The organism is Hyphomicrobium sp. (genome assembly GCF_036780825.1).
Classification (GTDB): domain Bacteria; phylum Pseudomonadota; class Alphaproteobacteria; order Rhizobiales; family Hyphomicrobiaceae; genus Hyphomicrobium_C.
This window is the reverse complement of sequence record NZ_DAIQCD010000011.1, coordinates 34,976-57,520: the sequence shown is the minus strand read 5'-3', so window position 1 is coordinate 57,520 and position 22,545 is coordinate 34,976. Positions and strand designations below refer to the sequence as shown.

Sequence of the window (22,545 nt, the reverse complement as noted above, 5' to 3'; positions counted from 1 at the left end):
CAGCTACAACTCAGGGAATAACGGGTCAGGTCCATGAACTCTGCGCTACCCAAGAGCCGGCTGGGCCGGGGTTTGGCTTCGCTGATGGGGGATGCGCCGCACGCCAGCCAACCGAGAGTGGCGACCGAGGGCGAGCAGCGGATGCTGCCCGTGGCCCAGCTTCGGAGCGGACGCTTCAACCCGCGCAAGGATTTTGCCGACCAGGATCTCGCTGAGCTGGCCGAAAGCATCCGCACTAAGGGGCTCGTCCAGCCAATCGTCGTTCGCCCGCATCCGGAAGAGGCCCACGCGTTTGAAATTGTAGCCGGCGAACGGCGCTGGCGCGCGTCGCAGAAGGCCGGCCTGCATACGGTTCCGGTCATCGTGCGTGAGCTTTCGGACCGGGAGGTGCTGGAGCTCGCGATCATCGAGAACGTGCAGCGGGCCGATCTCAATGCCATCGAGGAGGCGAACGGCTACCGAGAACTGGTCGAGCGTTTCGACTACAGCCAGGAGCAGGTCTCCGAGATCATCGGCAAAAGCCGGAGTCATGTCGCCAATACGCTGCGGCTGCTCAAGCTGCCGGCGTCCCTCCAGGTTTATGTGCAGGAGGGCAAGCTTACGGCGGGCCATGCGCGCACACTCGTGGGACGCGAGGACGCGGAAGCGTTGGCGCAGCAGATTATCGAGCAGAACCTCAATGTCCGCGCGGCCGAAGCGCTGACGCAGGCCGGGCCGATCGGTGTGCCGGGCCCGACGGGCGGCGGGCGCAAGGCGCGCGAGAAGGATGCCGATACCAAGGCGTTCGAAAAGGAACTGGCAGACACGCTCGGGCTCAAGGTCGAGGTCAAGCGCGGTTCCGGGGAAAGCGGAAACCTGATCATCAAATACGGCAACTTCGATCAGCTTGACTACATCCGCATGCGCCTCACGGGCGTGTCCGGAGGCTGACAGCGTGGGCTTAGCGTAGACCCGATGCGGGCGCCGCGCCGCGGCCCGTTAAGCTCTTTTGAGGGTAGAGCTTTAAGCTTTTGTCGCGCCGGGTTTGCTATCGCTCGAACCTGTCCCTGGTCTTGCTATGACCCTGGCTTCATGCGCTTTAAGTAACGAAGGCTAAGTCTATGAATAACAACGTTCTTTCCCGGTTGGCGCAAACGATCCGGGCGCGCCGGGCGGAGGCGGCGGATAAGTCTTATACGCGCCAGCTCCTCGATGCGGGAGCTGAGCGCTGCGCCAAAAAGCTGGGGGAAGAGGCGGTCGAGGTCGCAATTGCAGGGGCGTGCCAGAGCGACGATGCGCTGCGTGCGGAAGCTGCCGATCTACTCTATCATCTGCTGGTCCTGCTCGAAGCGCGAAACATCGCGCTCGACGACGTGCTGGCTGTTCTGGACAAACGCTCAGGGCAATCGGGACTGGCGGAAAAGGCAGCCCGAAGTGGTGGAGAGGGCTGAAAAGCTTTCAGGTGATCGCCCATGACGATGCGGGACAAGGCTTTGCCGGCGCGGGAAGCTCGCCGGCTTGAGCTCGTGGACACGCAGGACCTCGATCTTCAGTTCTCTCCGTATCGGGTTTTCACCCGCGAGCAGTGGGCGAAGCTGCGGGCCGATACACCGATGACCATCGAGCCCCACGAGCTCGAGGCCCTCTCGGGGATTATTGACGAGCTTTCGGTCGAGGAGGTGGAGATGATCTATCTCCCCCTCTCGCGGCTCTTAAATCTCTACGTGGCCGCGGCGCAGAAGCTCCACGCCGTCAGCTCGACCTTTCTCGGACGCACAGATCGCAAGGTGCCCTTCATCATCGGGGTCGCGGGATCGGTCGCTGTCGGCAAGAGCACGACGGCGCGCGTGCTCGAGGCGCTGCTTGCGCGGTGGCCGGATCACCCCCGCGTGGATCTCGTGACGACGGATGGATTCCTTTATCCTAACCGCGAGCTCGAAGCGCGCAACCTAATGAACCGGAAGGGATTTCCGGAAAGCTTCGATACCGGACGGCTGATCCGATTCCTTGCGGATGTGAAGAGCGGCAAAGAGCATAACGAGGCGCCGGTCTATTCCCATTTCCACTATGATATCATGCCGGGGCAGACCAGCCTCGTCGAGCGCCCGGACATCTTGATCGTCGAGGGGCTCAACGTGCTGCAGCCCGCCACGCTCGGGGGCGCGGGTGAATCCGGGCACTTCGTCTCCGATTTCATCGATTTTTCGATCTTCATCGATGCCGATCCTGAGACGATCGAGAATTGGTACGTCGAGCGGTTCATGCGGCTGAGGGCAACGGCCTTCCGAGATCCAGCAGCGTTCTTCCACCGCTACGCAATGCTGACGCATGACAATGCAGTGACGCGTGCGCTCGAGATCTGGCGCAGCATCAACTTGAAGAATCTCATGGACAACATCCTACCGACGCGTCCTCGCGCGCGGCTCATCCTGCGTAAGGACGCGGACCATCGCGTGAGTCGCGTCTCGCTGCGGAAGCTTTGACGGCACGCGTGCTATTTCAGGCAAAATGTTCTCGAATTTCCGGCTGCCTTCGACGTGCGACGTTTTGACGACCAAGCGAAATGAAAAAATATCCCTGAACAGAGAACCATTTGGGCGTTCCCGGATTAAATCGGGAAAAGTTCCCTATGGACGTATTCCATATCGGTAACGACATAGGGAATTGATCCCCACGCAACCTTTCTTTTTAAGGAGATAGATCGATGAAGCGCATTTTCGCAGTCGCCGCCGCTGTCGCACTTTGTGCCGGGGCCGCCACGAGCGCGGCATTCGCCGACGATAAGCCGACGGACGACGAGGTTGCAAAGATCAAGGCGGCGGTTGCCGAGTGGGGCTGCGAAGGCGGCAGCTACGAGAAGGAGACCGAAGGCACGGGCGTCTACGAGGCCGAGGATGTGAAATGCAAGGCTGGCCAGTATGATTTCCGCCTCGACAAAGACTTCAAGGTGTTCGTGATCACCAAGGACTAAAGCCGTTCCGGTTTAAGTGGAATCCGGGAACAGCTCTAAGTATTTATTTTGTCGTGCTTCTTTTCGGAAAACCGGTTCCGGAAGCACTCTCAGATCATCCGCCTCCCTGGGCGGATACGATCATAGGCGGCTCTTTCGCGGAGCCGCCTTTTCTATTTTGTGCACGCTCGTTATTCGAGGGACGGAGCTACGCTCTCGGCACGAGCCTTCGCTGTGACGCCGGTCCTATTGCGCGATGCCGTCGCGGGCTCGTCAGGCGACGAGCTGCTCGAGCTTTGCGAGGATGGCGCCGCCCATCTCGCTCGTGCCGACCTGGCGCATGCCGTCCTGCATGATGTCGCCTGTGCGGTAGCCCTCGGCGAGGACTCCGGCGATGGCCTTCTCAAGCAGATCCGCCTCGGTAGCCATGTCGCACGAATAGCGGAGCGCCATGGCGAAGCTCGCGATCGTAGCGATCGGGTTGGCGAGATCCTTGCCGGCGATGTCGGGAGCCGAGCCGTGGACGGGCTCGTATAGCGCGAGGCGCTTGCCGGTTTTCGGGTCGGTGGTGCCCAGCGAGGCGGACGGCAGCATGCCGAGCGAGCCTGTCGCCATCGCGGCTTCGTCGGACAGTACGTCGCCGAATAGGTTGTCGGTGACGATGATGTCGAACTGCTTCGGGTTGCGGACGAGCTGCATGGCGCAGTTGTCGGCGAGGATGTGATGCAGCTCGATGTCGGGCGCGTAGGACTTGTGGACCGCGGTGACGACTTCATTCCAAAGCACACCGGTCTTCATGACGTTTCGCTTTTCGGCGGAGTGCACCTTGTTGCCGCGTTTCCTCGCGAGGTCGAAGGCCGCCTTGGCGATGCGCTCGATCTCATGCGTGGTGTAGATCTGCGTGTCGACGGCGCGCTTCTGCCCGTCCTCGAGCGTGACGATTTCCTTCGGCTCGCCGAAGTAGACGCCGCCGGTCAGCTCGCGCACGATCATGATGTCGAGGCCCTCGACCAGCTCGCGCTTCAGAGACGACGCATCGGCAAGCGCGGGATAGCAGACGGCCGGGCGCAGGTTGGCGAACAGGCCGAGATCCTTGCGCAGGCGCAGCAAGCCGGCTTCAGGACGGACATCGTAGGGAACGGGATCCCATTTCGGGCCGCCGACGGCGCCGAAGATCACAGCGTCGCTTGCCTTGGCCTTGGCGACGCATTCGTCGGTCACGGCCACGCCGTGCGCGTCATAGGCGGCGCCGCCCACGAGATCGCGGTCGGTCTCGAACGTCGCTTTGCCGCTCCGCTTATTGAAGAACGCGATGATGCGCTCGACCTCGGCAATGGTCTCGGGGCCGATGCCGTCGCCCGGCAAGAGGAGCAGCTTGTGCGTCGTCATGATCTGGGATGTCCGTCTGGAGGGATATCGTGGCGCGGTAGTAGCGCGCTGACGGACTGTGGGCAAGCGGTCCGGCCGGGACGGGGCGGCAGATCACGCGCGAATGGGGCAGCTAACACGATGCGTTGAGCTATGCGGATGCCTGTGCTACTCGGCGCGATCCATGCAGATCATGAGAGGACGTGCGAGGGGGGAATAGCGCTCGTTGCCGCGCAGGCGCCGGGCACGGACTCTCGTGTCAGGAAAAGCGGCGAAAGCCTAGAGCCGTTCCGGTTTAAGTGGAATCCGAGAACGGCTCTATTTTTGTTTCTTCGTGCTTCCTGCCGGAAAACCGGTTCCCACTTTCTCGGAAGCACTCTGTCCCAGCCGTCATCGAAGACGAGGATTACGCATCTTGCGGCGAGGCAGTCAGATGCTCAAATGCCGTCGTCGCGGCCTTCAGAGCGCACCAGCTCGCGACGCTCGGCGACGTCGCCGTCATCGGTGAGGCTGTAGACCTGCGGTGCGGCCGTCGCCAGCTCGCGCGCGATGATCTCCTCGCCGGAAAGCTTTTCGAGGTGCATGATGAGCGCGCGCAGCGAGTTGCCATGGGCCGAGACGATGACGTCCTTTCCGGCAACGAGATGCGGCCAGATATGGTCGCGATAGAAGGGCAGAACGCGGGCGGCCGTGTCCTTGAGGCTCTCGCCCCCAGGAGGCGGCGTATCGAAGCTGCGACGCCAGGTCAGGACCTGCTCTTCGCCCCACTTCTCGCGCGCCTGATCCTTGTTGAGACCGGAAAGCTCGCCGTAGTCGCGCTCGTTCAGCGCTGCGTTCTCAATCACCTCCGGCGTCTCGCCGCCCATCTCGCCGAGGATGATGTCGAGCGTGTGCTGGGCACGTTTCAGCTTGCTCGTGAACGCAATGTCGAAGCGCAGGCCTTCTGCCTTGAGCACGCGGCCAGCCCATACCGCTTCGATCACACCCTTGTCCGTCAGGTCCGGATTGCGGATGCCGGTGAAGATGTTCTTCTTGTTCCACTCGCTCTCGCCATGTCGCACGAGAACGAGCTTGTTGTTCATCACGGAAATCCGTTTCGTTCGCTGCAAAGTTGACATCTAAAGCCCTAGCACATCGATCATGGTGAAGAGGCCGGGTTCCTTGCCCTGGCCCCACTGCGCGGCCCTGACGGCGCCACGCGCGAAAATGCTCCGGTCTCCGGCCCGATGCGTGATCTCGATGCGCTCGCCTTCGCCGGCGAAGACGACCGTATGGTCGCCGACCACGCTGCCGCCGCGCAGCGTTGCGAAGCCGATGTCTCCACGCTCGCGCGGTCCGGTGTGTCCGTCGCGGGATCTTACGCTTTTCGCCTTGAGGTCAATGCCGCGGCCCTCGGCCGCCGCCGCGCCCAGCATCAACGCCGTGCCGGATGGCGCATCCACCTTGTGGCGATGGTGCATCTCCACAATCTCGATGTCGAAGTCTGCGTCGAGCGTTTCGGCGATGCGCCGCGTGATGGCGGTCAGCAGGTTGACGCCGAGGCTCATGTTACCCGCTTTGACGATGGTCGCATGGCGGGCGGCGGCTTTGATCGCCGCTTCGTCGCTTTCGGAAAGCCCTGTGGTGCCGATGACGTGCACGATGCGGGCGTTGGCGGCCAGCCCGGCGATCTCGACAGTCGCGGCGGGCGTCGTGAAATCGATGACGGCGTCGCTCCGGGCTAGGAGCTCGAGAGGGTCCGACGTCACGGCGAGCCCGAGAGGCGGCAATCCCGCCAACACGCCCAGATCCGAGCCGACGTGAGGCGAGCCAGACGTTTCGGTGCCGCCGGCAAGAGTGCATCCGGAGGTGGCTGAGATCACGCGGACGAGCTCGCGGCCCATGCGCCCCGCAGCCCCCGTCACCGCGATCCGGATTTCGCTCATCACGTCCTCAGGTAGGTTCAGCTGGGCGCCGATATAGCAATGCTGGCAGCTTAGAGGAAGTGCGGCCCTTCCGCCTGAGAGACTTCTCCGCAGAACTTCGGCCTCTCATACCGCTATCTGCTTCGAAGTTTTCGAATTTTGGCTCGGGAGGCCGTATAAAGGACGGAAATCTCCTTGGGGCTGCGCGAGAGGGATCTTATGGGCATGCTTTCGGCCCGGATCATTGCGACCGCAGCCGTCCTGTGCAGCGGCGGGGCGCTGGCCGTGCAACCGGTGAAAAGCCTTTACACGGCGCTCGATCCCGCGGCATGCCGGGCAGTGCCGGCCAGGGGCCGCGGCGTTGCGCGGGTCTGCGAGGGATTGCCGGGCTATCCTGTCTATGTGGCGGAGGGAGACCGCGGAGTCTTTCTCAGCGTCGGTCCGGAGCCGGAGGCGCGCCGGGCCGCCCAGCAGACACTTGGCGCGGTCAACACTCTTTTCGAGAAGAATGGTCAGCGGCCGACGGTCGAGTGGCGGTTCATCGTGCGCGACGGCAAGACGGTGCCCTATGCCACCATCGTGCGCTATCGCACGCGCAGCCGGACGAATTCCGGAGAAGTGCTCGTGGTCATGCGGGTCACCGAACGTGACGCCTGCCACGTCGCCTACATCGATGCACTCGCCAATCCGGACGCCATCGTGCGGGCGCGAAGGATCGCCGACACGGTGGCGCGTTCCGAGCCTTGTCCGGACCGGCCTCGTATCGATGGGGTGCACGGGCAGAGCCCGATGTGATGCGGAAAGGAAAGCGTGGCAACGCGGTGGCCGAGCACGTTGCTAACCGGAGGTCAGGATGACCAGCCGAACGCGATCTTCTCGAGCTTTTGGCCGCCGATGGTCTCGAAGCCCAGCTTCACGGGACGGCCGCCGCGGCGCCAGTAGAAATCTGTCGCAATGGTATTTTCGGCAAGCGCCCAGACGATCAGACCCTTCAGGCGGCGCTGGTCAAGTCCATGACGGCATGCCTCGAAGAGGTGCTCGCCGAAGCCGAGGCCCTGATAAATGGGAGAAATATAAAGCTCGTAGATCTCGCCCTGATAAGGGCCGCGCGTGCGTGAGAAGCCGAGCGTCGCATAACCGATGATGGTGTTGCCGCGCTCGAGGACCATGAGGCTGTCGCCGCTACGAATGACGCTTGCCCACCAATCGGCGCCGCGCCGGCGGATCATGTTCTCGAGATGGCTGTGGGGAAGAATGCCGCGATAGGCCTGTAGCCAGGACTGACGAAAGGTGTCGGCAACGGCCGGGGCATCGGCCAGCTTGCCCTTGCGGATTTTGATATCGGAACGCGACCCCAACATCCATCCAATATAGCTGGAATTCTGAGGCGCGAAAGCAGATCCGAGCGGTCGGCTGAAAAAAAAGAAATGCCCGCACGCGAGAAGCGCCGGGCATTCGCTGCGGAGCTGACGTAACGGGTCAGTTCGTCTTCTTGATCTGCTCGAAGGTGCGGGTGGCGGCGCTGTTCAGGTTCGCGAACGTCTGCTGGGCAACCTTGGCCGACAGCTCGAACAGCTCCCGCGACTGTGCGCCGGCAAGGGCGAACTGCTGCTGCACGAATCCCGTCTGAAGCTGCATCAACTCAGGAAGCGTCTTGGCGCGGGCGAACGCCTGGGCCGCTTCAAACGCGGCTTCGGTGTTTGCTTCAGTGTTCTTCAGAACCTTGTCGCCGATGGTCTTGGCGCCGGCGAATGCGGCGGCGGTCACTTCTTCCATCGCTCTGGCGCTGTCTTTGGCGACGGTGGAAAATTTGTCGTAGGTCTCGCGTGCCTTCGAGACACTGTCCTCTGCCATGGCCTGCACCTGCTCGGGAATGCGGGCGTTCTTGGCGGCCGAGAAGAACTCCTGAGTTTGGCGAGTGAAGTCGTTCACGGGGGGCTCCTATGGGAAAACCGAAATATGGGGACGCATGAAAGGGCGTCCCGGCTCTATCCACGCCCGCGACGGCCGCTTTTCACAGGCAGAATAGCAAAGGTTTGCTGCAGTGCAATATAAAACTATTGCCGCTCGATATGGGTCGTTTGACCTAGTAATTGTGGGACCTTTCAGCTTTCCTCGGCGGGATCGCCGATCCCGATAAGGAGCGCTGAAGGGTTCCGTTATTTCGCACGTGCAAAAAGTTGCAAATCTATCATCGTCTTAGGACTGAAGAAGCGAAAAGATGTTACGGTATCCCATCGCCGCGGGATCGAAGAGGATGTCCCGGGGCTCGAGCTTGCGGGCGAGGGCCAGGCCCTCGAGAGAGCGGCACCGCGACAAAGCGACATAGGCCTGGCCGTGGGCAAAGGTGCCGCGGCCGAGGTCGATATAGACATTGTCGAGCGTCAGACCCTGGGCCTTGTGAATGGTGAGCGCCCAGGCGAGCCGGACAGGGAACTGGCGAAACGTGCCGGCTACGGTGCCGACGACTTTTTCCTGCTCGTTGTCGTACGCGTAACGCCGCTGCTCCCAGCTTACGGGTTCGAGCTCATGCTCACGGCCCTCTACTTCGATGAAAACGCGCTTGTCTTCGAGACGCGAGATGCGGGCGACCGTGCCGTTGACCCAGCGGCGCTCCGGATCATTGCGCAGGAGAATGACCTTGGCGCCTTCCTTGAGCGTGAGCGCGCTGTCGGTCGGATGTGCGGCCTGCGTGAAATCGCCCGTTATCCCGGCCTCATAGGTCAGCGGCTGGCCCGGAAGCGCATCGAGATAAGCAGTGTTGATGCGATGGGCGGCGGCGTTGGTCGGGGTGAGAATGACGAATTTCTCGCCCTCGCTGAGCGTGCGGATCGGGGCGACACGCTGGTTCAGCTCCTCGAGGTCTTCGGCGTCAGCCTCGCCGTCGCGAATGCGGTTGAGGACCGTGATCAGCGCTTCGTCGCTTTGGCGGAAGACTTGCGTCAGCTCGAGACGCAAAGTGCCCGCGCCTTCGCGCAAGGCCGGCACCGAGAAGAAGAAGGGGCCGCCGAATTCCTCTTCCAGGTGGCTGGCCACCTCGGCCTCCTGAACGACGGGCGGAAGCTGATGCAAGTCACCGAAGAGAACGAGGCGAACGCCGCCGAACGGCTCGCGCGGCCGGCCGCGATTGACGCGTAGGGACTGGTCGATGGCCCACATCAGGTCGGAGCGCACCATCGAGACCTCGTCGATGACGAGGAAGGACAGCTTGCGCATGACTTGGCCGTTGCGGGAGCGGCGGATATCGTCCGATCGGATCAGGCGCGGTGGCAGGCCGAAAAAGGAATGGATGGTCTGGCCGCCCACATTGACAGCGGCCAAGCCGGTGGGCGCGACGACGGCAAGTTCGCTGTCGACAGCGGAGCGAAGCGCGCGAAGGAGCGTCGACTTGCCTGTGCCGGCACGCCCAGTGACGAACAGGTGGCCGTCGCCCTCGCGAATGAAGTCGAGGGCGGTGCGGTATTCCTCGGTGGGCACGATGCCTTCCGGCCATGCGGAATCGGGAGAATCTGGCGCGAGGGTGGTCGGAACTGGTGTTTGCACGAGCAACCTTTTGACCGGAGACGGGGGCTACGAGCTAAAGTGATACAGGCGCCGGTGTCAAAAGAGGGCGCTGGGCTTTGGCCGATGCGCGGCCGGGCGCGCCTTCCATAAGCGGAAGGGGGCGATTTGCTCCTTGAAAGGAGGGCCCTGCGCGCGTAAGTCAAGCGCGCCTGGAGATATTTCCACGTGTTTGGAAGATCGCTCCAGTCAGGGTGTTTTGGCGCCTCCGCGCAAACGCTTGTCAAAGGACACAACCACCATGGGCTACAAAGTCGCTGTCGTCGGCGCGACCGGGAATGTCGGGCGCGAGATGATGAACGTGCTCACCGAACGGCGCTTTCCAGCGGACGAGATCTACGCGATTGCGTCGCGTCGCTCGCTCGGCACCGAGGTTTCATGTGGCGACAAGACGCTCAAATGCCAGGATATCGAGCAATTCGATTTTTCGAAGGTGGACATCTGCCTGATGTCGGCCGGCTCGTCCGTGTCCAAAGCCTGGAGCCCGAAAGTCGGGGCCATGGGCGCGGTGGTGATCGATAACTCCTCGTGCTGGCGCTACGATCAGGACGTCCCGCTCATCGTGCCCGAAGTCAACGGCGACGCGCTCGCCGGCTTCACGAAGAAGAACATCATCGCCAACCCGAACTGCTCGACGGCGCAGCTCGTCGTCGCATTGAAGCCGCTACATGATGCGGCGGGCATCAAGCGCGTCGTCGTCTCCACCTATCAGTCCGTTTCCGGCGCCGGGAAGGACGCGATGGACGAACTGTGGGCGCAGACCAAGGCCAAGTACGTGCCGGGTCAAGAGGTGGAGCCCAACAAGTTCACCAAGCAGATCGCGTTCAACTGCATTCCTCACATCGACGTCTTCATGGAAGACGGCTTCACGAAAGAGGAATGGAAGATGCTCGCCGAGACGAAGAAGATCCTCGATCCGAAGATCAAGCTGACGGCGACGTGCGTGCGCGTGCCGGTGTTCGTCGGGCATTCGGAATCCGTCAACATCGAGTTCGAGCGTCCAATCTCTGCCGATGAGGCGCGTGAGATCCTGCGGGGCGCTCCCGGCGTTCTCGTCGTCGACAAGCGGGAGCCCGGCGGCTACGTCACGCCCGTGGAAGCAGCGGGCGAATATCCGACCTATGTCTCCCGCATCCGTGAGGATACCACTGTCGAGAATGGGCTCGCGCTCTGGATCGTGGCGGACAACCTCCTCAAAGGCGCGGCGCTCAACACCGTGCAGATCGCCGAGGCGCTGATCGAGCGCGATCTCCTCAAGGGGAAGGCCGCGGCGTAAATTGGAGTCATGTCGGAAGGTTTTGGGCCGGATGCGATCTCATCATCGCGTCCGGCTCTTTCTTTTGGATCAGCGAGGATAGGGCAGACGGGAAGGCGTGCTCTCGACTAAGTTTTTATTTGAGAGACTGATTCACGTTCTCGGTGAATGCGTCTCCGCATCCACCTCAAACGATCAGGCTCTATTCGCCCGCGGGCTTGTCGAGCGCGTGGCGCTGCAGGAGGCCGACCTGCGAGATGGCGAAGAGCATCGTCACCGGCATGATGCCGAACACCTTGAACGTGACCCACTGATCGGTGGTGAGCAGGCGCCAGGCCAGCTCGTTCAAGAGCGCCAGGAAAATGAAGAAGCAGGCCCAGCGGAACGTAAGTTTCCGCCAGCCCTCTTCCGTGAGCGAAAAGACGTCGCCGAAGAGATAGCTGAGGAGCGACTTGCGGAAATATAGCCCGCCGAACAGGATCGCGGCGAAGATGGCGTTGACGATGGTGGGCTTCAGCTTGATGAAAAGCTCGTCCTGCAGAAGGAGAGTCAGGCCGCCGAACACCACGACCACGAAGGCTGAGACGAGCGGCATTACGGCGATGCGTCCGAACAGCAGGCGCGAGGCGCCGAGCGAGATCAGCGTGGCGCCGATGAACAGGCCCGTGCCCCAGAAGATGCCGGCGCGCGCATTGACGAGAAAGAACACGACGAGCGGGCCGAGCTCCACGACGAACTTCAAGAGCTGCTGCGCGCTCTTTTCGTTCGATCCGGTGTTCGTTTTTGCTTCGCTCATAGGAATTCGGTCCTGATCTAATCGTGGCTGCTGATGCGTGTCGGGCCCGTGGCCGGACGCATCGGAGCGCCCCTGATAACACATCAAAGATGGTGCCTGCTCATCCATCTCGTGAGCACCCAGGCGTAGATGCCGCTCAAGGGCAGGATGATGAACAACTTGAAGGCGATCCAGACGTCGACACCGTTCATGGCGTAGCCAAGGACATGGTAGATGTGATCGTCCTTGAAGTAGAGGCGCACGAACTCGTTGAGGCCCGCGGTGATCAGGAAGAACCAGGCGAAGCTGCGGGTGAAGGAATCCCAGCCCTCCTGCGTGTAGTGGAAGGTCTTCTCGAACACGTATTGGAAAAAGTTGCGCTTGAGCCAGAGGCCAGAGAACAGGAAGGCCGCAAACAGCGCGTTGAAGATGGTGACCTTGATCTGAATCCACATCGCGTCGTGCGTGATCAGCGTCAGAGCGCCGAACACGATGGTCACCGTGGAGGCAATCAGGGGAAAGATCGGCGGGCGCCGGAACATGTAAAGCATGACGATGATGGCCGCCACGGTGGTGACGATCAGTGCCCATGTGCCCGCGTTGATGCCATAGAGCGCATTGACGAGGAACATCGTCACCAGCGGGCCGAACTCGCTCAGGATGTTGACGGTCTGCTCGGCGTTGAACGGATAGAGACGTCTGCGGGGGCTCATGATCTCAGGCTGACCTTGAAGTTTTGGCTTGATGCAGGCGCGGCCGATGCGTTCACCGCCGCGGGTATCCTTACGTTGCTGCGATGGCGCGGGCGAAATCCTTGGCTGAAAAAGCTTCGAGATCATCGACGCCTTCACCGACGCCGATGGCGTGGATCGGCAGCGCATGCCGCGCCGCGATGGCCACCAGGATGCCGCCGCGGGCGGTGCCATCGAGCTTGGTCATGACCAGGCCCGTGACGCCGGCGCGCTCGCGGAACACCTCGACCTGCTGCATGGCGTTCTGCCCGGTTGTCGCATCCAGAACCAAAACGACGTCGTGGGGCGCCGTCTCGTCCACTTTGCGGATAACGCGCACCACCTTCTCCAGCTCCGCCATCAGCCCCTCTTTGTTCTGAAGGCGGCCGGCCGTGTCGATCAGGAGCACATCCGAGCCGTTGGCCTGCGCTTCCTTCACGGCATCGAAGGCGAGGCCCGAGGCGTCCGAGCCGACATCCCGGGCGATGACCGGCGCGCCCGTGCGCTCGCCCCAGACCTTGAGTTGGTCGATGGCGGCGGCGCGGAAGGTGTCGCCGGCGGCCAGCATCACGCGGCGGCCTTCGCGGGAGAGCTTGGCGGCGAGCTTGCCGATGGTCGTCGTCTTGCCCGATCCGTTGACGCCGAGCACGAGAACGACGTGGGGCTTGCGCGCTGGATCAATCGTCAGCGGTTGGGCCAGCGGCTCGAGCACCTGAGCCACTTCGCTGGCGAGCGTCTCGCGGATTTCCTCTTCCGAGACCTGCTTGTCGAAGCGGCCCTTGGCGAGAGCTGTCGTGATGCGCTCGGAGGTCTCGATACCGAGGTCGGCGGCGAGCAGAAGCTCCTCCAGCTCGTCAATCGTATCCTGGTCAAGCTTCTTCTTGGCGACGAGGCCGGTAATGCCTTCCGTCAGCCGCGACGACGTCTTGGCGAGGCCGGACTTGAGGCGCTCGAACCAGCTCTTGCGGACCGGCGCTGGGGTGGCGTCAGGCGCGGCTGTCTCGGGCGCCGGGGTCTCGGGCTCCGGTGCGGGCGGAGGAGCCGGCGCGTCAACCGCCTCGATCTCCGGCTCTTCGGGAGGCGTTACGGGCGCGTCGGAAGGTGGCGGCGCGGCGGGGCTTGGCTCCGGAGAGGCCTCGCCCGCGCCGAACATGCGGCTGAAGAAGCCTTTGCGTTTCTTATCGGTGTTGCTCACGCTTCGACCATTCCATTGAGGCGGCGGCCATCGTGGCGGCCGAGTGTGGCCCATTGCAGGGTGCCGATGGCCGCCTTGCGATCGACCCGTACTTCTGCGAACTGCGGCGTGCGGCCGAGATCCTCGCGCTCCATGAGGATCTCGATGCGGGTGCCGGCGAGGCGATCCAGGTAGCTCGCATGCGCGGCCTCGCCTTTGGTGCGGAGGCGCCGCGCGCGCTCCTTGATGAGGGCGCGGTCGAGCTGGGGCATGCGGGCCGCCGGCGTGCCCTTGCGGGGCGAGAACGGAAAGACGTGGAGGTACGTCAAGCCGCAGGCGTCGACCAGATCGAGCGTGTTGTCGAACATGGCCTCGGTCTCGGTCGGAAAGCCGGCGATGAGATCGGCGCCGAACACGATATCGGGGCGCAGCCGACGCGCCGTCTCGCAGAAGCGGATGGCGTCGTCGCGCAGGTGGCGCCGCTTCATGCGCTTCAGGATCATGTCGTCGCCGGCCTGCATGGAAAGATGCAGGTGCGGCATTAGACGCGGCTCCGTGGCGAGCGCATCGAGCAGGTGCTCGTCGGCTTCCACCTGGTCGATCGATGAAAGCCGCAGGCGGTGCAGCTCTGGCACGCGCAGGAGGATCTGCTTCACGAGGCGGCCGAGCGACGCCGTGCCGGGAAGATCGGCGCCATAAGAGGTGATGTCGACCCCGGTCAGCACGATCTCCGGATAGCCAGCGGCGACGAGCTTCTCGATCTGAGTGACGACCTCGCCCGCCGGCACCGAGCGCGATGGTCCGCGGCCCATCGGAATGATGCAGAAGGTGCAACGGTGATCGCAGCCGTTCTGGATCTCGACGTAAGCGCGGGCGCGCGAGCCGAAGCCGTCGATCATGTGCGGGGCGGTTTCGCGCACGCTCATGATGTCGTTGACGACGACGCGTGCGAGTGTCGCGTCTGCGAGGGCGCGGAAGGTGCCGGGCGCCAGTTTTTCGGCATTACCGATGACGTGGTCCACGCCATCGAGGCGGGCGAAGCGTCCGGGCTCGATCTGGGCCGCGCAGCCGGTGACGATGAGGCGCGCGCCGGGCCGCTCGCGGGAGAGCTTGCGGATCGTCTGCTCGGCCTGGCGCACGGCTTCGCCGGTGACCGCGCACGTGTTGACGATGACGCAGTCTGTGAGACCGGCCTCGGAGGCATGGCGGCGCATGACCTCGGACTCATAAGCGTTGAGCCGGCAGCCAAGCGTGACGATCAGCGGTTCAGGCATTGCGTCATTCGGAATTTCTGCGGGAACAGTCATCGGCTCTTAGGTCAAACTGCCCTGGGGGACAAGGCGGTCTCATTTTCCGGGATCGCTGCCGCGGCGGGCAGGGCCGGCAGGCTGCCCTCGTGCTCGAACGCCACGGGGCCGGTCATGAGAATATGATTGTCGTCTGCCCATTCTATGGCCAGGGGTCCGCCTGGAAGAGCTACGGTCACGTTCCGATCCACGAGCCGCTTGCGCATGGCCGAGACGGCGGCGGCGCAGGCCGCGGTGCCGCAAGCCTGCGTCAGGCCGGCGCCCCGCTCCCAGGTGCGGATGGCCATCGTGGATCGCGAGGTGACTTCGGCGAGGGTAACGTTGGCCCGCTCGGGAAAAAGCGGATGGTTCTCGATCAGCGGGCCGAAGCGGGCGAGATCGTAGCTCGCGATCGGCTTCTCGGCCCAGAATATCACATGCGGGTTGCCGACGTTGACGACGGAGGGCGAATGCAGGACGGGATTGTCGATGGGGCCGATCTGCAGCTCGATGGCGCGCGTGTCGTGAAAAGGCTCCGCAAGCGGGATGTCGGCCCAGCCGAAGCGCGGCTCGCCCATGTCGACGGTGATCGCTGCGATATCCTTGACGGACACGGTGTGCATTCCGGCGTGTGTTTCGAAGATCAGCCTACGCTTGCCCGTCCGCTCCTGCTCGAACCATCCGATGCAGCGCGTGCCATTGCCGCAGGCGGCGGCTTCCGACCCGTCGGCGTTGAAAATCGTCACCCACGCGTCGGTGCCCGGTGTGCGCGGCGGCGCGAGCACCATCATCTGGTCGAACGATGTCGCGGGCTGGCCTGCGATGTGGCGGATGCCTTCGACGCTGGGAAGCTGCCCGCCCTGGCGCAGATCGACGACGAGGATCTCGTTTCCGAGCCCATTCATCTTCACGTAGCGGAGGCAGGCAGGGGCATTCATCAGCGGAGTATATGAGCGAACGGAGCGCAAAAAACAATTGAGCCGGGCCCGGCTGCGACCCTGAAAAGCGGTATCGCTCCGTGCGCCCCTCGGCAAATGCCGGATAACACTTACATAAGGCGAGCAACGCGTCGAAAAGAGATGAGGTTTCCAATGAGCTTACGACCGGCGATGGCAATTACCGCCCCCCTTTTGTTCCTAATGACGGGTGCGGCGTTTGCAGCGCAGACCAACGCGCCAGAGGCGCCGAAAACCGCGGTGACGCTCTCCACCGTGGCCACGGGACTCACAAACCCGTGGGCGCTCGAGTTTCTCCCCGACGGGCGGATGCTCGTGACCGAACGGCCAGGCCGCCTCAGGGTGATCGAGAAGGACGGCAAGCTCGGGCAGCCGATCAAGGGCGTGCCCGAGGTGGTGGCGCAAAATCAGGGTGGCCTGCTCGATGTGGCGCTCGCCAATGATTTTTCGGATAGCGGCCAAATCTTCCTCTCGTTCTCGGAGCCGCGGGAGGATGGCAAGAACGGAACCAGCGTGGCCAGCGCGAAGCTCGTGCTTGCGGCGGATGGCGGCGCGTTGGAGGATTTCAAGGTCATCTTCCGCCAGCAGCCGGCTTACAAGAGCGATCTGCATTTCGGCTCGCGCATCGTTGTTACGCCTGAGGGGAACCTGTTCGTGACGCTCGGAGAGCGGAGCCTTCCCGAGATCCGGGGCGAGGCGCAGAACCCGAAAAATCACCTCGGCAAGATCGTCTACATCAAGCCTGATGGATCACCCGCGATGTCGCCCCCGGCACATGAGGGCTGGGATCCGCTCATCTGGTCGATCGGCCACCGCAACGTGCAGGGCGCGGTGCTGGATGCGGCGACGGGGAAGCTCTGGACGCTCGAGCACGGTCCGCAAGGCGGTGATGAGCTCAACCAGCCGGAGCGGGGCAAGAACTACGGCTGGCCGATCATCGTCTACGGGAAGGAATACTCGGGTGCCACGGTCGGCGAGGGCATCACGGCCAAGGAAGGCCTCGAGCAGCCGGTTTACTATTGGAATCCCTCGATTGCCGCCTCCTCGCTCGAACTCTACACGGGCGATCTCTTTCCGGAGTGGAAGGGCAACTTCCTCGCCGGTGCGCTCAAGTTCATGCAGGTGCAGCGCCTGGTCATGAAGGATGGGGAGGTGGTCGCGCATGAGGTTCTGGCCGCCGACATCGGCGACCGGGTGCGCGACATCAAGCAAGGTCCGGACGGGGCCGTCTACCTCGTTACCGATAACGAGGGCCGTATCGTGCGCATGGCGCCGCAGAAGTAAGGCGGACACAACAAAGCCGGGTCTTTCCGCAAATTCGCAGCGCGGGAAGACCCGGTGCCTGCGGGCGCCGCTACCTGCCTCCGGGGCTGCCAGCCCGGGGCATCTGCTGATCGGCTCCCGTATCCTTCGGCTTGGTGCGATCGACGCCATGCACCTGGACCGATTCCGTGCGGTCGATCTGGCAATCGTTGTTACGGTCGAGAAGCTTGAAGGCGAGGTTCTGCTTGCCGGTCATTTCCTCGAGCGTGACGCGGCCGTCACCGTTGGCGTCATAATAGGCGAGGTTCGCGATCTCGAAGAGGCGGTCGCTCGCCATCAGCTTCTTCCATTCCTCAGCGTCAAGGGCGCCATCGCCATTGGCGTCCGCCTGACGGAAACCCTCGGTCACATACTGGACCCATTCGTCGCAAGTCACGGTGCCGTCCTTGTCGAGGTCCCAGGTTTGGGCCGCGGCGATGAAGGTTCGGTCGAAGTCGGACGTGTTGTTGAAGGGATTGCCGGAGGACGCGCATCCGCCCGCAATAGCGCCCGGCAAAATCACCAGGCACGCCCACGTGCGAAGCGTGCGCCACTCGATCATCAGATTGCTCTCCCCTCGAGGCCCCCCGGCCTCCGGTCCTTGGGTCCAGACCGATGCGGCCGAATTATGGTGCAACGCCTGCGTGGGTCGCAACGTTAATGCGCCAATCGCCCACATTCTTGGGCAAAACGTTGACAGGCGTTGGCCGATAGGAGATTGTGCGCCGAAATCCAGACGGCTTTGTCCTTCAGAGCCGCCGCCCTGCACATGGTGCCCGGATCCTCATTCCGGAGCAACCGGGAGGCAGGGGGGTCAACATCCGACAGCGCGTCGCGCCCTCGGATGCGCTTGGTGCTTGTAGAAAGATCTAAATGTTTCAATCGCTTACAGATCGCCTGGGTCAGGTTTTCGAAAAGCTTACCAAGCGCGGGGCGCTGTCGGAAGCCGACGTCAACGAGGCCATGCGCGAGGTGCGCCGGTCGCTGATCGAGGCGGACGTAGCGCTCAGCGTCGTGCGCGATTTCATTGATCGCGTGAAAGAAAAGGCGATCGGCCAGGAAGTGCTGCGGTCGGTGACGCCGGGCCAGATGGTCGTCAAGATCGTCAACGACGAGCTCGTGAGGATGCTCGGCTCCGAGGCCGAGCCCATCGATCTGCACGCGGCGCCGCCCGTCGCCATCCTGATGGCGGGCCTGCAGGGCTCCGGCAAGACCACCACCACGGCCAAGATCGCCTGGCGGCTCAAGACGCGCGACAAGAAAAAAGTGCTGATGGCGTCGCTCGACACGCGGCGGCCGGCGGCGCAGGAGCAGCTTCGCGTGCTCGGCGAGCAGACAGAGGTTCCGACGCTGCCGATCGTTCCCGGGCAGACGCCGCTTCAGATCGCCAATCGGGCGATGGAGGCGGCACGGCTCGGCGGCTATGACGTGGTGCTGCTTGATACGGCCGGCCGCACGACACTCGACGAAGAGCTGATGACCGAGGTCGCCGAGGTCAAGGCGGCCACCAATCCGCACGAAATTCTCCTCGTGCTCGACAGCCTCACGGGTCAGGACGCGGTCAACACGGCGAAGGCGTTCGATAGCCGGCTCGCGATCACGGGCACGGTGCTGACGCGGGCCGATGGCGACGGGCGCGGGGGCGCGGCGCTCTCGATGCGCGCCGTGACCGGCAAGCCGATCAAGCTTCTCGGCACCGGCGAGAAGTGGGATGCGCTCGAGGACTTCGATCCGACGCGTGTCGCCGGCCGCATCCTCGGCATGGGCGATATCGTGGGCCTCGTCGAAAAAGCGGCGCAGACGATCGATGTCGATAAGGCGCGCTCCATCGCCGAGAAGATGAAGAAGGGGTCGTTCGACCTCGAGGATCTGGCCGAGCAGCTGAAGCAGATGGAGAAGATCGGCGGTATGGGCGGCGTGCTCGGCATGCTGCCCGGCGTCGGCAAGATCAAGAACCAGATTAGCGCGGCAAATCTCGACGACCGTATCCTGAAGCGGCAGCGCGCCATCATCTCGTCGATGACGCCAAAGGAGCGGCGCCAGCCGAAAGTTCTCGACGCCAAGCGCAAGCGGCGGATCGCGGCCGGATCGGGCACTAAGGTCGAGGACGTCAACCGGCTCATCAAGATGCATCGCCAGATGTCCGACATGATGCGGGCCATGGGCAAGAACCGCGGAATGATGGCGCGCATGTTCGGCATGGGCGGCGGTGGAGGGGGACCCTCCGAAGCGGAGCTCGCGGACATGCAGGGCGAGCTTGCAAAGCTCGATCCGAAAGCGCTCGAGCAGCTGCCGGCCGATCTTAAGGACGCGCTGCCGAAAGGATTGCCCGGCCTTGGGGGCGGCGGCGTGCCGCGGCTTCCCGGGCTTGGCGGTGGCGGCTTGCCTGGACTTGGCGGGCCGCTTCCAAAATTCCCCGGCCTGCCGAGGAAGAAGAAATAAGGCCACGCCGTGCCGGGAACCGGCAGGCAGGGCCGATTGCATTCAGAAAGAGAGAAAGGACTTTAACGTATGTCAGCCAGGATCCGTCTTTCACGCGGAGGCGCGAAGAAGCGCCCCTACTACTACGTGGTGGTCGCGCACAGCGCGTCTCCGCGCGACGGGCGCTACATCGAGCAGGTTGGCACGTTCAACCCGATGGTGCCGAAGGACCATCCCGAGCGAGTCCGCCTCATCGAGGACCGCTGCAAGCATTGGCTTTCAGTCGGCGCCCAGCCGACGGACCGCGTGGCACGTCTGTTCGACGCGGCCGGCCTTCTGAAGCGCGAGGCGCGCACCAATCCTGAGAAGGCGAAGCCGAAGAAGAAGGCGCAGGAGCGGGCCGCTGCAAAGGCAAAGGCTGCCGAGGAGGCCGCACAGGCCGAAGCTGGCGAGGCCGGAGCTGGCGGCGAGGCGTAAGCCCGTCGTCACGTCCGCATCAGCCGGATCCATCGAAGCAGACACCGGACGCCCGTCTGGTATCTGCTTTTTTGTTTGAAGAGGGCGATACGCGTTCGCGCGCTGGGCGGGCGGGCGCTCCGAAAGTTTGTTTTAGACCCGCCGCTGCACCATGAGCTTCTTGAGCTCGGCGATGGCAAGCGCGGGCTTTAGCCCCTTCGGGCAGGCTTTCACGCAGTTCATGATCGTGTGGCAGCGATAGAGGCGGAACGGGTCCTCGAGGTTGTCCAGGCGCTCGCCCGTCGCCTCGTCACGGCTGTCGATCACCCAGCGGTAAGCCTGCAGCAGCGCGGCCGGACCGAGATAGCGGTCGGAGTTCCACCAGTAGCTCGGACACGAGGCCGAGCAGCAGGCGCAGAGGATGCATTCGTAGAGGCCGTCGAGCTTCTCGCGGTCCTCGTGCGATTGGCGCCACTCCTTGGGGGGCGTCGCCGTCTCCGTCTTGAGCCAGGGCTCGATGGAGCGGTGCTGCGCGTAGAAATTGGTGAGGTCGGGCACGAGGTCCTTCACCACCTTCATGTGCGGCAAGGGATAGATCTTGACCGGGCCGCGCACCTCCTCGATGCCTTTCAGGCAGGCGAGGTCGTTGGTGCCGTCGATGTTCATCGAGCACGAACCGCAGATGCCTTCGCGGCACGAGCGGCGGAAGGTCAGCGTGGGATCGATCTCGTTTTTGATCTTGATGAGCGCGTCGAGCACCATCGGCCCGCACTGGGTCTCGTCGATCCAATAGGTATCGAAGTGCGGGTTCCCGCCGTCATCGGGGTTCCAGCGATAGATGCGGAACTCGCGCCACGTGCCGGAGGCCGTATCCGGCGCATTCCAGGTCTTTCCCGCCTTGACTTTGGAATTCTTGGGTAGCGTGAGCTGAACCATGGAATGCCATGCCTCGCGTTCGAAGAGGGACGTGGGAGCACATCGTTCATGAGACTGCAGGGCAGGGCTGTCAACGGCTACCAAGGGCCATGCGATGTTGTGACGGGAGACCCTGGAAGGGCGGGGATGTAAGACCGCGCGAAGGTGCCCGGCGCCGCTCGCACCCTTCGGTCTCCACCTTTTCCTGATCGGCAGGCTGCGGAAGGCAACGCCGCGGGCGATGGATAAAATGATGATTATCAATCCGCTACAATGTCATAAATCCTAAGCGTCGGAGGTCTAGAAGAAAGGCGCCGGGGCACACGCCCCGGACACAAGGGCGCAGTCAGAGGGCCGCGCTCGGCGCATCGCCCACGAGACAATGGAGATCAGCGTGAGCAGCAAGTTCATCGCCCATACAACGGTCGCTGCCGTTGGTGTGGCCGCGTTCGCCTGCGCGGCATTGGCGCGCGACCAGGTTCAGATTGCGGGATCCTCGACGGTCCTGCCCTATGCGAACATCGTCGCCGAGCAGTTCGGCAAGTCCCATGAGAACCTGAAAACCCCGATCATCGAGTCGGGCGGATCGGGCGCGGGGATCAAGCGCTTCTGCGAAGGGCTCGGTGAGGGCACGATCGACATCGCCAACGCCTCGCGCAAGATCAAGGAGTCCGAGCTCGCCGAATGCCAGAAGAACGGCGTGAAGGAGATCATCGAGATTCAGTTCGGCTATGACGGCATCGTGTTCGCAGTCGATGCCAAGGCCGGCGAATGGGCGCTCGAGCCCAAGGATCTCTTCCTGGCGCTTGCGGCCGAAGTGCCGAAGGACGGCGCGCTCGTCGCCAACCCGAACAAGACCTGGAAGGACGTGAACGACAAGCTGCCCGAGTGGCCGATCGTCGCCTACATCCCTGGCGAGAAACACGGCACGCGCGAAGTCTTCGAGGAGAAGGTTCTCCATGGCGGCTGCGCCGCGACGGGCGCCGACAAGCTCCTGGCCGCGAAGGTCGAGGGTGACGACGCGGCCAAGAAGAAGGCCGCCGACAAAGCCTGCCTCAAGGTTCGCAAGGATGGCGCCGCGGTGGATATCGATGGTGACTATACGGAAACGCTTGCCCGCCTGACGTCGAACCCGCAGGGGCTTGGCGTGTTCGGTCTGTCGTTCTACGAGAACAACACCGACAAGCTGAAGGTGGCTACGCTTTCGGGCATCGTGCCTTCGGTTGAGACGATCGCTTCCGGCGAGTATCCGGTGTCGCGTCCGCTTCAGTTCTACGTGAAGAAGGCGCACATGGACACAATCCCCGGCCTCAAGGAGTACGTTGAGTACTTCGTCTCCGACAAGGTCATCGGACCGGAGGGTCCGCTCGCCGAGTACGGTCTGGTTCCGGCCCCTGACGCAGAGCGTAAAGCGCTGCAGGAAGCTGTGAAGGCCGCGAAGACGATGTAATTGGTCGCTGGTTTTCCCAGCGCCAGACGAGACAAGGTATGGCCCGGGCTCTGCAAGGGGTC

Annotated in this window: 23 protein-coding genes; 10 read left to right on the top strand and 13 right to left on the bottom strand. The window is 63.2% G+C overall.

All coding sequences use genetic code 11. The annotated features are described in order from the left end of the window. The first annotated feature begins 33 nt into the window (after window positions 1-33). The 4 genes from V7P99_RS07075 to V7P99_RS07060 all read left to right on the top strand — a co-directional run bounded on the left by V7P99_RS07075 (window position 34) and on the right by V7P99_RS07060 (window position 2,950). On the top strand, window positions 34-930 hold the full coding sequence (locus tag V7P99_RS07075; RefSeq protein WP_333794095.1) for a ParB/RepB/Spo0J family partition protein: 897 nt from the start codon (window positions 34-36) through the stop codon (window positions 928-930). Between the two features lie 170 nt (window positions 931-1,100). Further along, window positions 1,101-1,430: a phosphoribosyl-ATP diphosphatase gene (locus V7P99_RS07070; RefSeq protein WP_333794094.1), complete on the top strand. Its 330-nt coding sequence runs from the start codon at window positions 1,101-1,103 to the stop codon at window positions 1,428-1,430. 27 nt (window positions 1,431-1,457) lie between these two features. Further along, the gene (gene coaA / locus V7P99_RS07065) at window positions 1,458-2,462 is read left to right on the top strand and encodes a type I pantothenate kinase (RefSeq protein WP_333794132.1); all 1,005 of its coding nucleotides are present in this window, start codon (window positions 1,458-1,460) and stop codon (window positions 2,460-2,462) included. A gap of 221 nt (window positions 2,463-2,683) precedes the next feature. Continuing rightward, entirely contained in the window at window positions 2,684-2,950 is a 267-nt protein-coding gene (locus V7P99_RS07060; RefSeq protein WP_333794093.1) for a hypothetical protein, read from the top strand. Between the two features lie 252 nt (window positions 2,951-3,202). Here the strand turns inward: V7P99_RS07060 and leuB are convergent, their stop codons facing one another. The 3 genes from leuB to dapB all read right to left on the bottom strand — a co-directional run bounded on the left by leuB (window position 3,203) and on the right by dapB (window position 6,222). After that, a complete protein-coding gene (gene leuB / locus V7P99_RS07055) occupies window positions 3,203-4,318 on the bottom strand; it encodes a 3-isopropylmalate dehydrogenase (RefSeq protein ID WP_333794092.1) in 1,116 nt (371 codons plus the stop codon). 416 nt (window positions 4,319-4,734) lie between these two features. Then, window positions 4,735-5,379, bottom strand: coding sequence for a 2,3-bisphosphoglycerate-dependent phosphoglycerate mutase (locus V7P99_RS07050; protein ID WP_333794091.1), 645 nt, complete (start codon window positions 5,377-5,379; stop codon window positions 4,735-4,737). A gap of 36 nt (window positions 5,380-5,415) precedes the next feature. Beyond that, complete coding sequence (dapB, locus tag V7P99_RS07045) at window positions 5,416-6,222, bottom strand: 4-hydroxy-tetrahydrodipicolinate reductase (RefSeq protein ID WP_333794090.1); 807 nt, start codon at window positions 6,220-6,222, stop codon at window positions 5,416-5,418. Window positions 6,223-6,426: 204 nt separating this feature from the next. Here dapB and V7P99_RS07040 point away from each other — a divergent pair, with 204 nt between their 5' ends. Beyond that, a complete protein-coding gene (locus V7P99_RS07040; protein ID WP_333794089.1) occupies window positions 6,427-6,996 on the top strand; it encodes a hypothetical protein in 570 nt (189 codons plus the stop codon). Between the two features lie 53 nt (window positions 6,997-7,049). Here the strand turns inward: V7P99_RS07040 and V7P99_RS07035 are convergent, their stop codons facing one another. The 3 genes from V7P99_RS07035 to V7P99_RS07025 all read right to left on the bottom strand — a co-directional run bounded on the left by V7P99_RS07035 (window position 7,050) and on the right by V7P99_RS07025 (window position 9,678). Next, entirely contained in the window at window positions 7,050-7,562 is a 513-nt protein-coding gene (locus tag V7P99_RS07035) for a GNAT family N-acetyltransferase (RefSeq protein WP_333794088.1), read from the bottom strand. 118 nt (window positions 7,563-7,680) lie between these two features. After that, on the bottom strand, window positions 7,681-8,133 hold the full coding sequence (locus tag V7P99_RS07030) for a phasin family protein (protein ID WP_333794087.1): 453 nt from the start codon (window positions 8,131-8,133) through the stop codon (window positions 7,681-7,683). Window positions 8,134-8,400: 267 nt separating this feature from the next. Next, window positions 8,401-9,678, bottom strand: a complete 1,278-nt coding sequence (locus V7P99_RS07025) for an ATP-dependent DNA helicase (protein ID WP_333794086.1) — start codon at window positions 9,676-9,678, stop codon at window positions 8,401-8,403. Window positions 9,679-10,003: 325 nt separating this feature from the next. On the opposite strand from V7P99_RS07025, the gene V7P99_RS07020 reads away from it, so the two are divergent. Next, complete coding sequence (locus tag V7P99_RS07020) at window positions 10,004-11,038, top strand: aspartate-semialdehyde dehydrogenase (RefSeq protein ID WP_333794085.1); 1,035 nt, start codon at window positions 10,004-10,006, stop codon at window positions 11,036-11,038. A gap of 181 nt (window positions 11,039-11,219) precedes the next feature. Here V7P99_RS07020 and V7P99_RS07015 read toward each other — a convergent pair whose 3' ends face one another. From V7P99_RS07015 to dapF, 5 genes are all read right to left on the bottom strand, one after another. Next, window positions 11,220-11,813 (bottom strand): septation protein A, encoded by a 594-nt coding sequence (locus tag V7P99_RS07015; protein ID WP_333794084.1) that lies wholly within the window; start codon window positions 11,811-11,813, stop codon window positions 11,220-11,222. A gap of 83 nt (window positions 11,814-11,896) precedes the next feature. Further along, window positions 11,897-12,505, bottom strand: a complete 609-nt coding sequence (locus V7P99_RS07010; RefSeq protein WP_333794083.1) for an inner membrane-spanning protein YciB — start codon at window positions 12,503-12,505, stop codon at window positions 11,897-11,899. A gap of 70 nt (window positions 12,506-12,575) precedes the next feature. After that, a complete protein-coding gene (gene ftsY, locus V7P99_RS07005; RefSeq protein ID WP_333794082.1) occupies window positions 12,576-13,718 on the bottom strand; it encodes a signal recognition particle-docking protein FtsY in 1,143 nt (380 codons plus the stop codon). Continuing rightward, a complete protein-coding gene (mtaB, locus tag V7P99_RS07000) occupies window positions 13,715-14,971 on the bottom strand; it encodes a tRNA (N(6)-L-threonylcarbamoyladenosine(37)-C(2))-methylthiotransferase MtaB (protein WP_333794081.1) in 1,257 nt (418 codons plus the stop codon). The genes ftsY and mtaB overlap by 4 nt, the downstream gene beginning before the upstream one ends. Window positions 14,972-15,015: 44 nt before the next feature. Further along, a complete protein-coding gene (dapF, locus tag V7P99_RS06995; protein WP_333794080.1) occupies window positions 15,016-15,888 on the bottom strand; it encodes a diaminopimelate epimerase in 873 nt (290 codons plus the stop codon). Between the two features lie 204 nt (window positions 15,889-16,092). Here dapF and V7P99_RS06990 point away from each other — a divergent pair, with 204 nt between their 5' ends. Then, a complete protein-coding gene (locus V7P99_RS06990) occupies window positions 16,093-17,223 on the top strand; it encodes a PQQ-dependent sugar dehydrogenase (RefSeq protein ID WP_333794079.1) in 1,131 nt (376 codons plus the stop codon). Window positions 17,224-17,293: 70 nt separating this feature from the next. Here V7P99_RS06990 and V7P99_RS06985 read toward each other — a convergent pair whose 3' ends face one another. Next, the gene (locus tag V7P99_RS06985; RefSeq protein ID WP_333794078.1) at window positions 17,294-17,803 is read right to left on the bottom strand and encodes an EF-hand domain-containing protein; all 510 of its coding nucleotides are present in this window, start codon (window positions 17,801-17,803) and stop codon (window positions 17,294-17,296) included. A gap of 311 nt (window positions 17,804-18,114) precedes the next feature. Between V7P99_RS06985 and ffh the strand changes: the two genes are divergently transcribed. Continuing rightward, on the top strand, window positions 18,115-19,683 hold the full coding sequence (gene ffh, locus V7P99_RS06980; protein WP_333794077.1) for a signal recognition particle protein: 1,569 nt from the start codon (window positions 18,115-18,117) through the stop codon (window positions 19,681-19,683). A gap of 69 nt (window positions 19,684-19,752) precedes the next feature. Then, complete coding sequence (rpsP, locus tag V7P99_RS06975; protein WP_333794076.1) at window positions 19,753-20,139, top strand: 30S ribosomal protein S16; 387 nt, start codon at window positions 19,753-19,755, stop codon at window positions 20,137-20,139. A 132-nt stretch (window positions 20,140-20,271) separates the two neighbouring features. On the opposite strand, the gene V7P99_RS06970 is transcribed toward rpsP, so the two are convergent. After that, on the bottom strand, window positions 20,272-21,054 hold the full coding sequence (locus tag V7P99_RS06970) for a succinate dehydrogenase iron-sulfur subunit (RefSeq protein WP_333794075.1): 783 nt from the start codon (window positions 21,052-21,054) through the stop codon (window positions 20,272-20,274). Window positions 21,055-21,415: 361 nt separating this feature from the next. Here V7P99_RS06970 and V7P99_RS06965 point away from each other — a divergent pair, with 361 nt between their 5' ends. Continuing rightward, entirely contained in the window at window positions 21,416-22,483 is a 1,068-nt protein-coding gene (locus V7P99_RS06965; protein WP_333794074.1) for a substrate-binding domain-containing protein, read from the top strand. The last annotated feature ends 62 nt before the right edge of the window (window positions 22,484-22,545 follow it).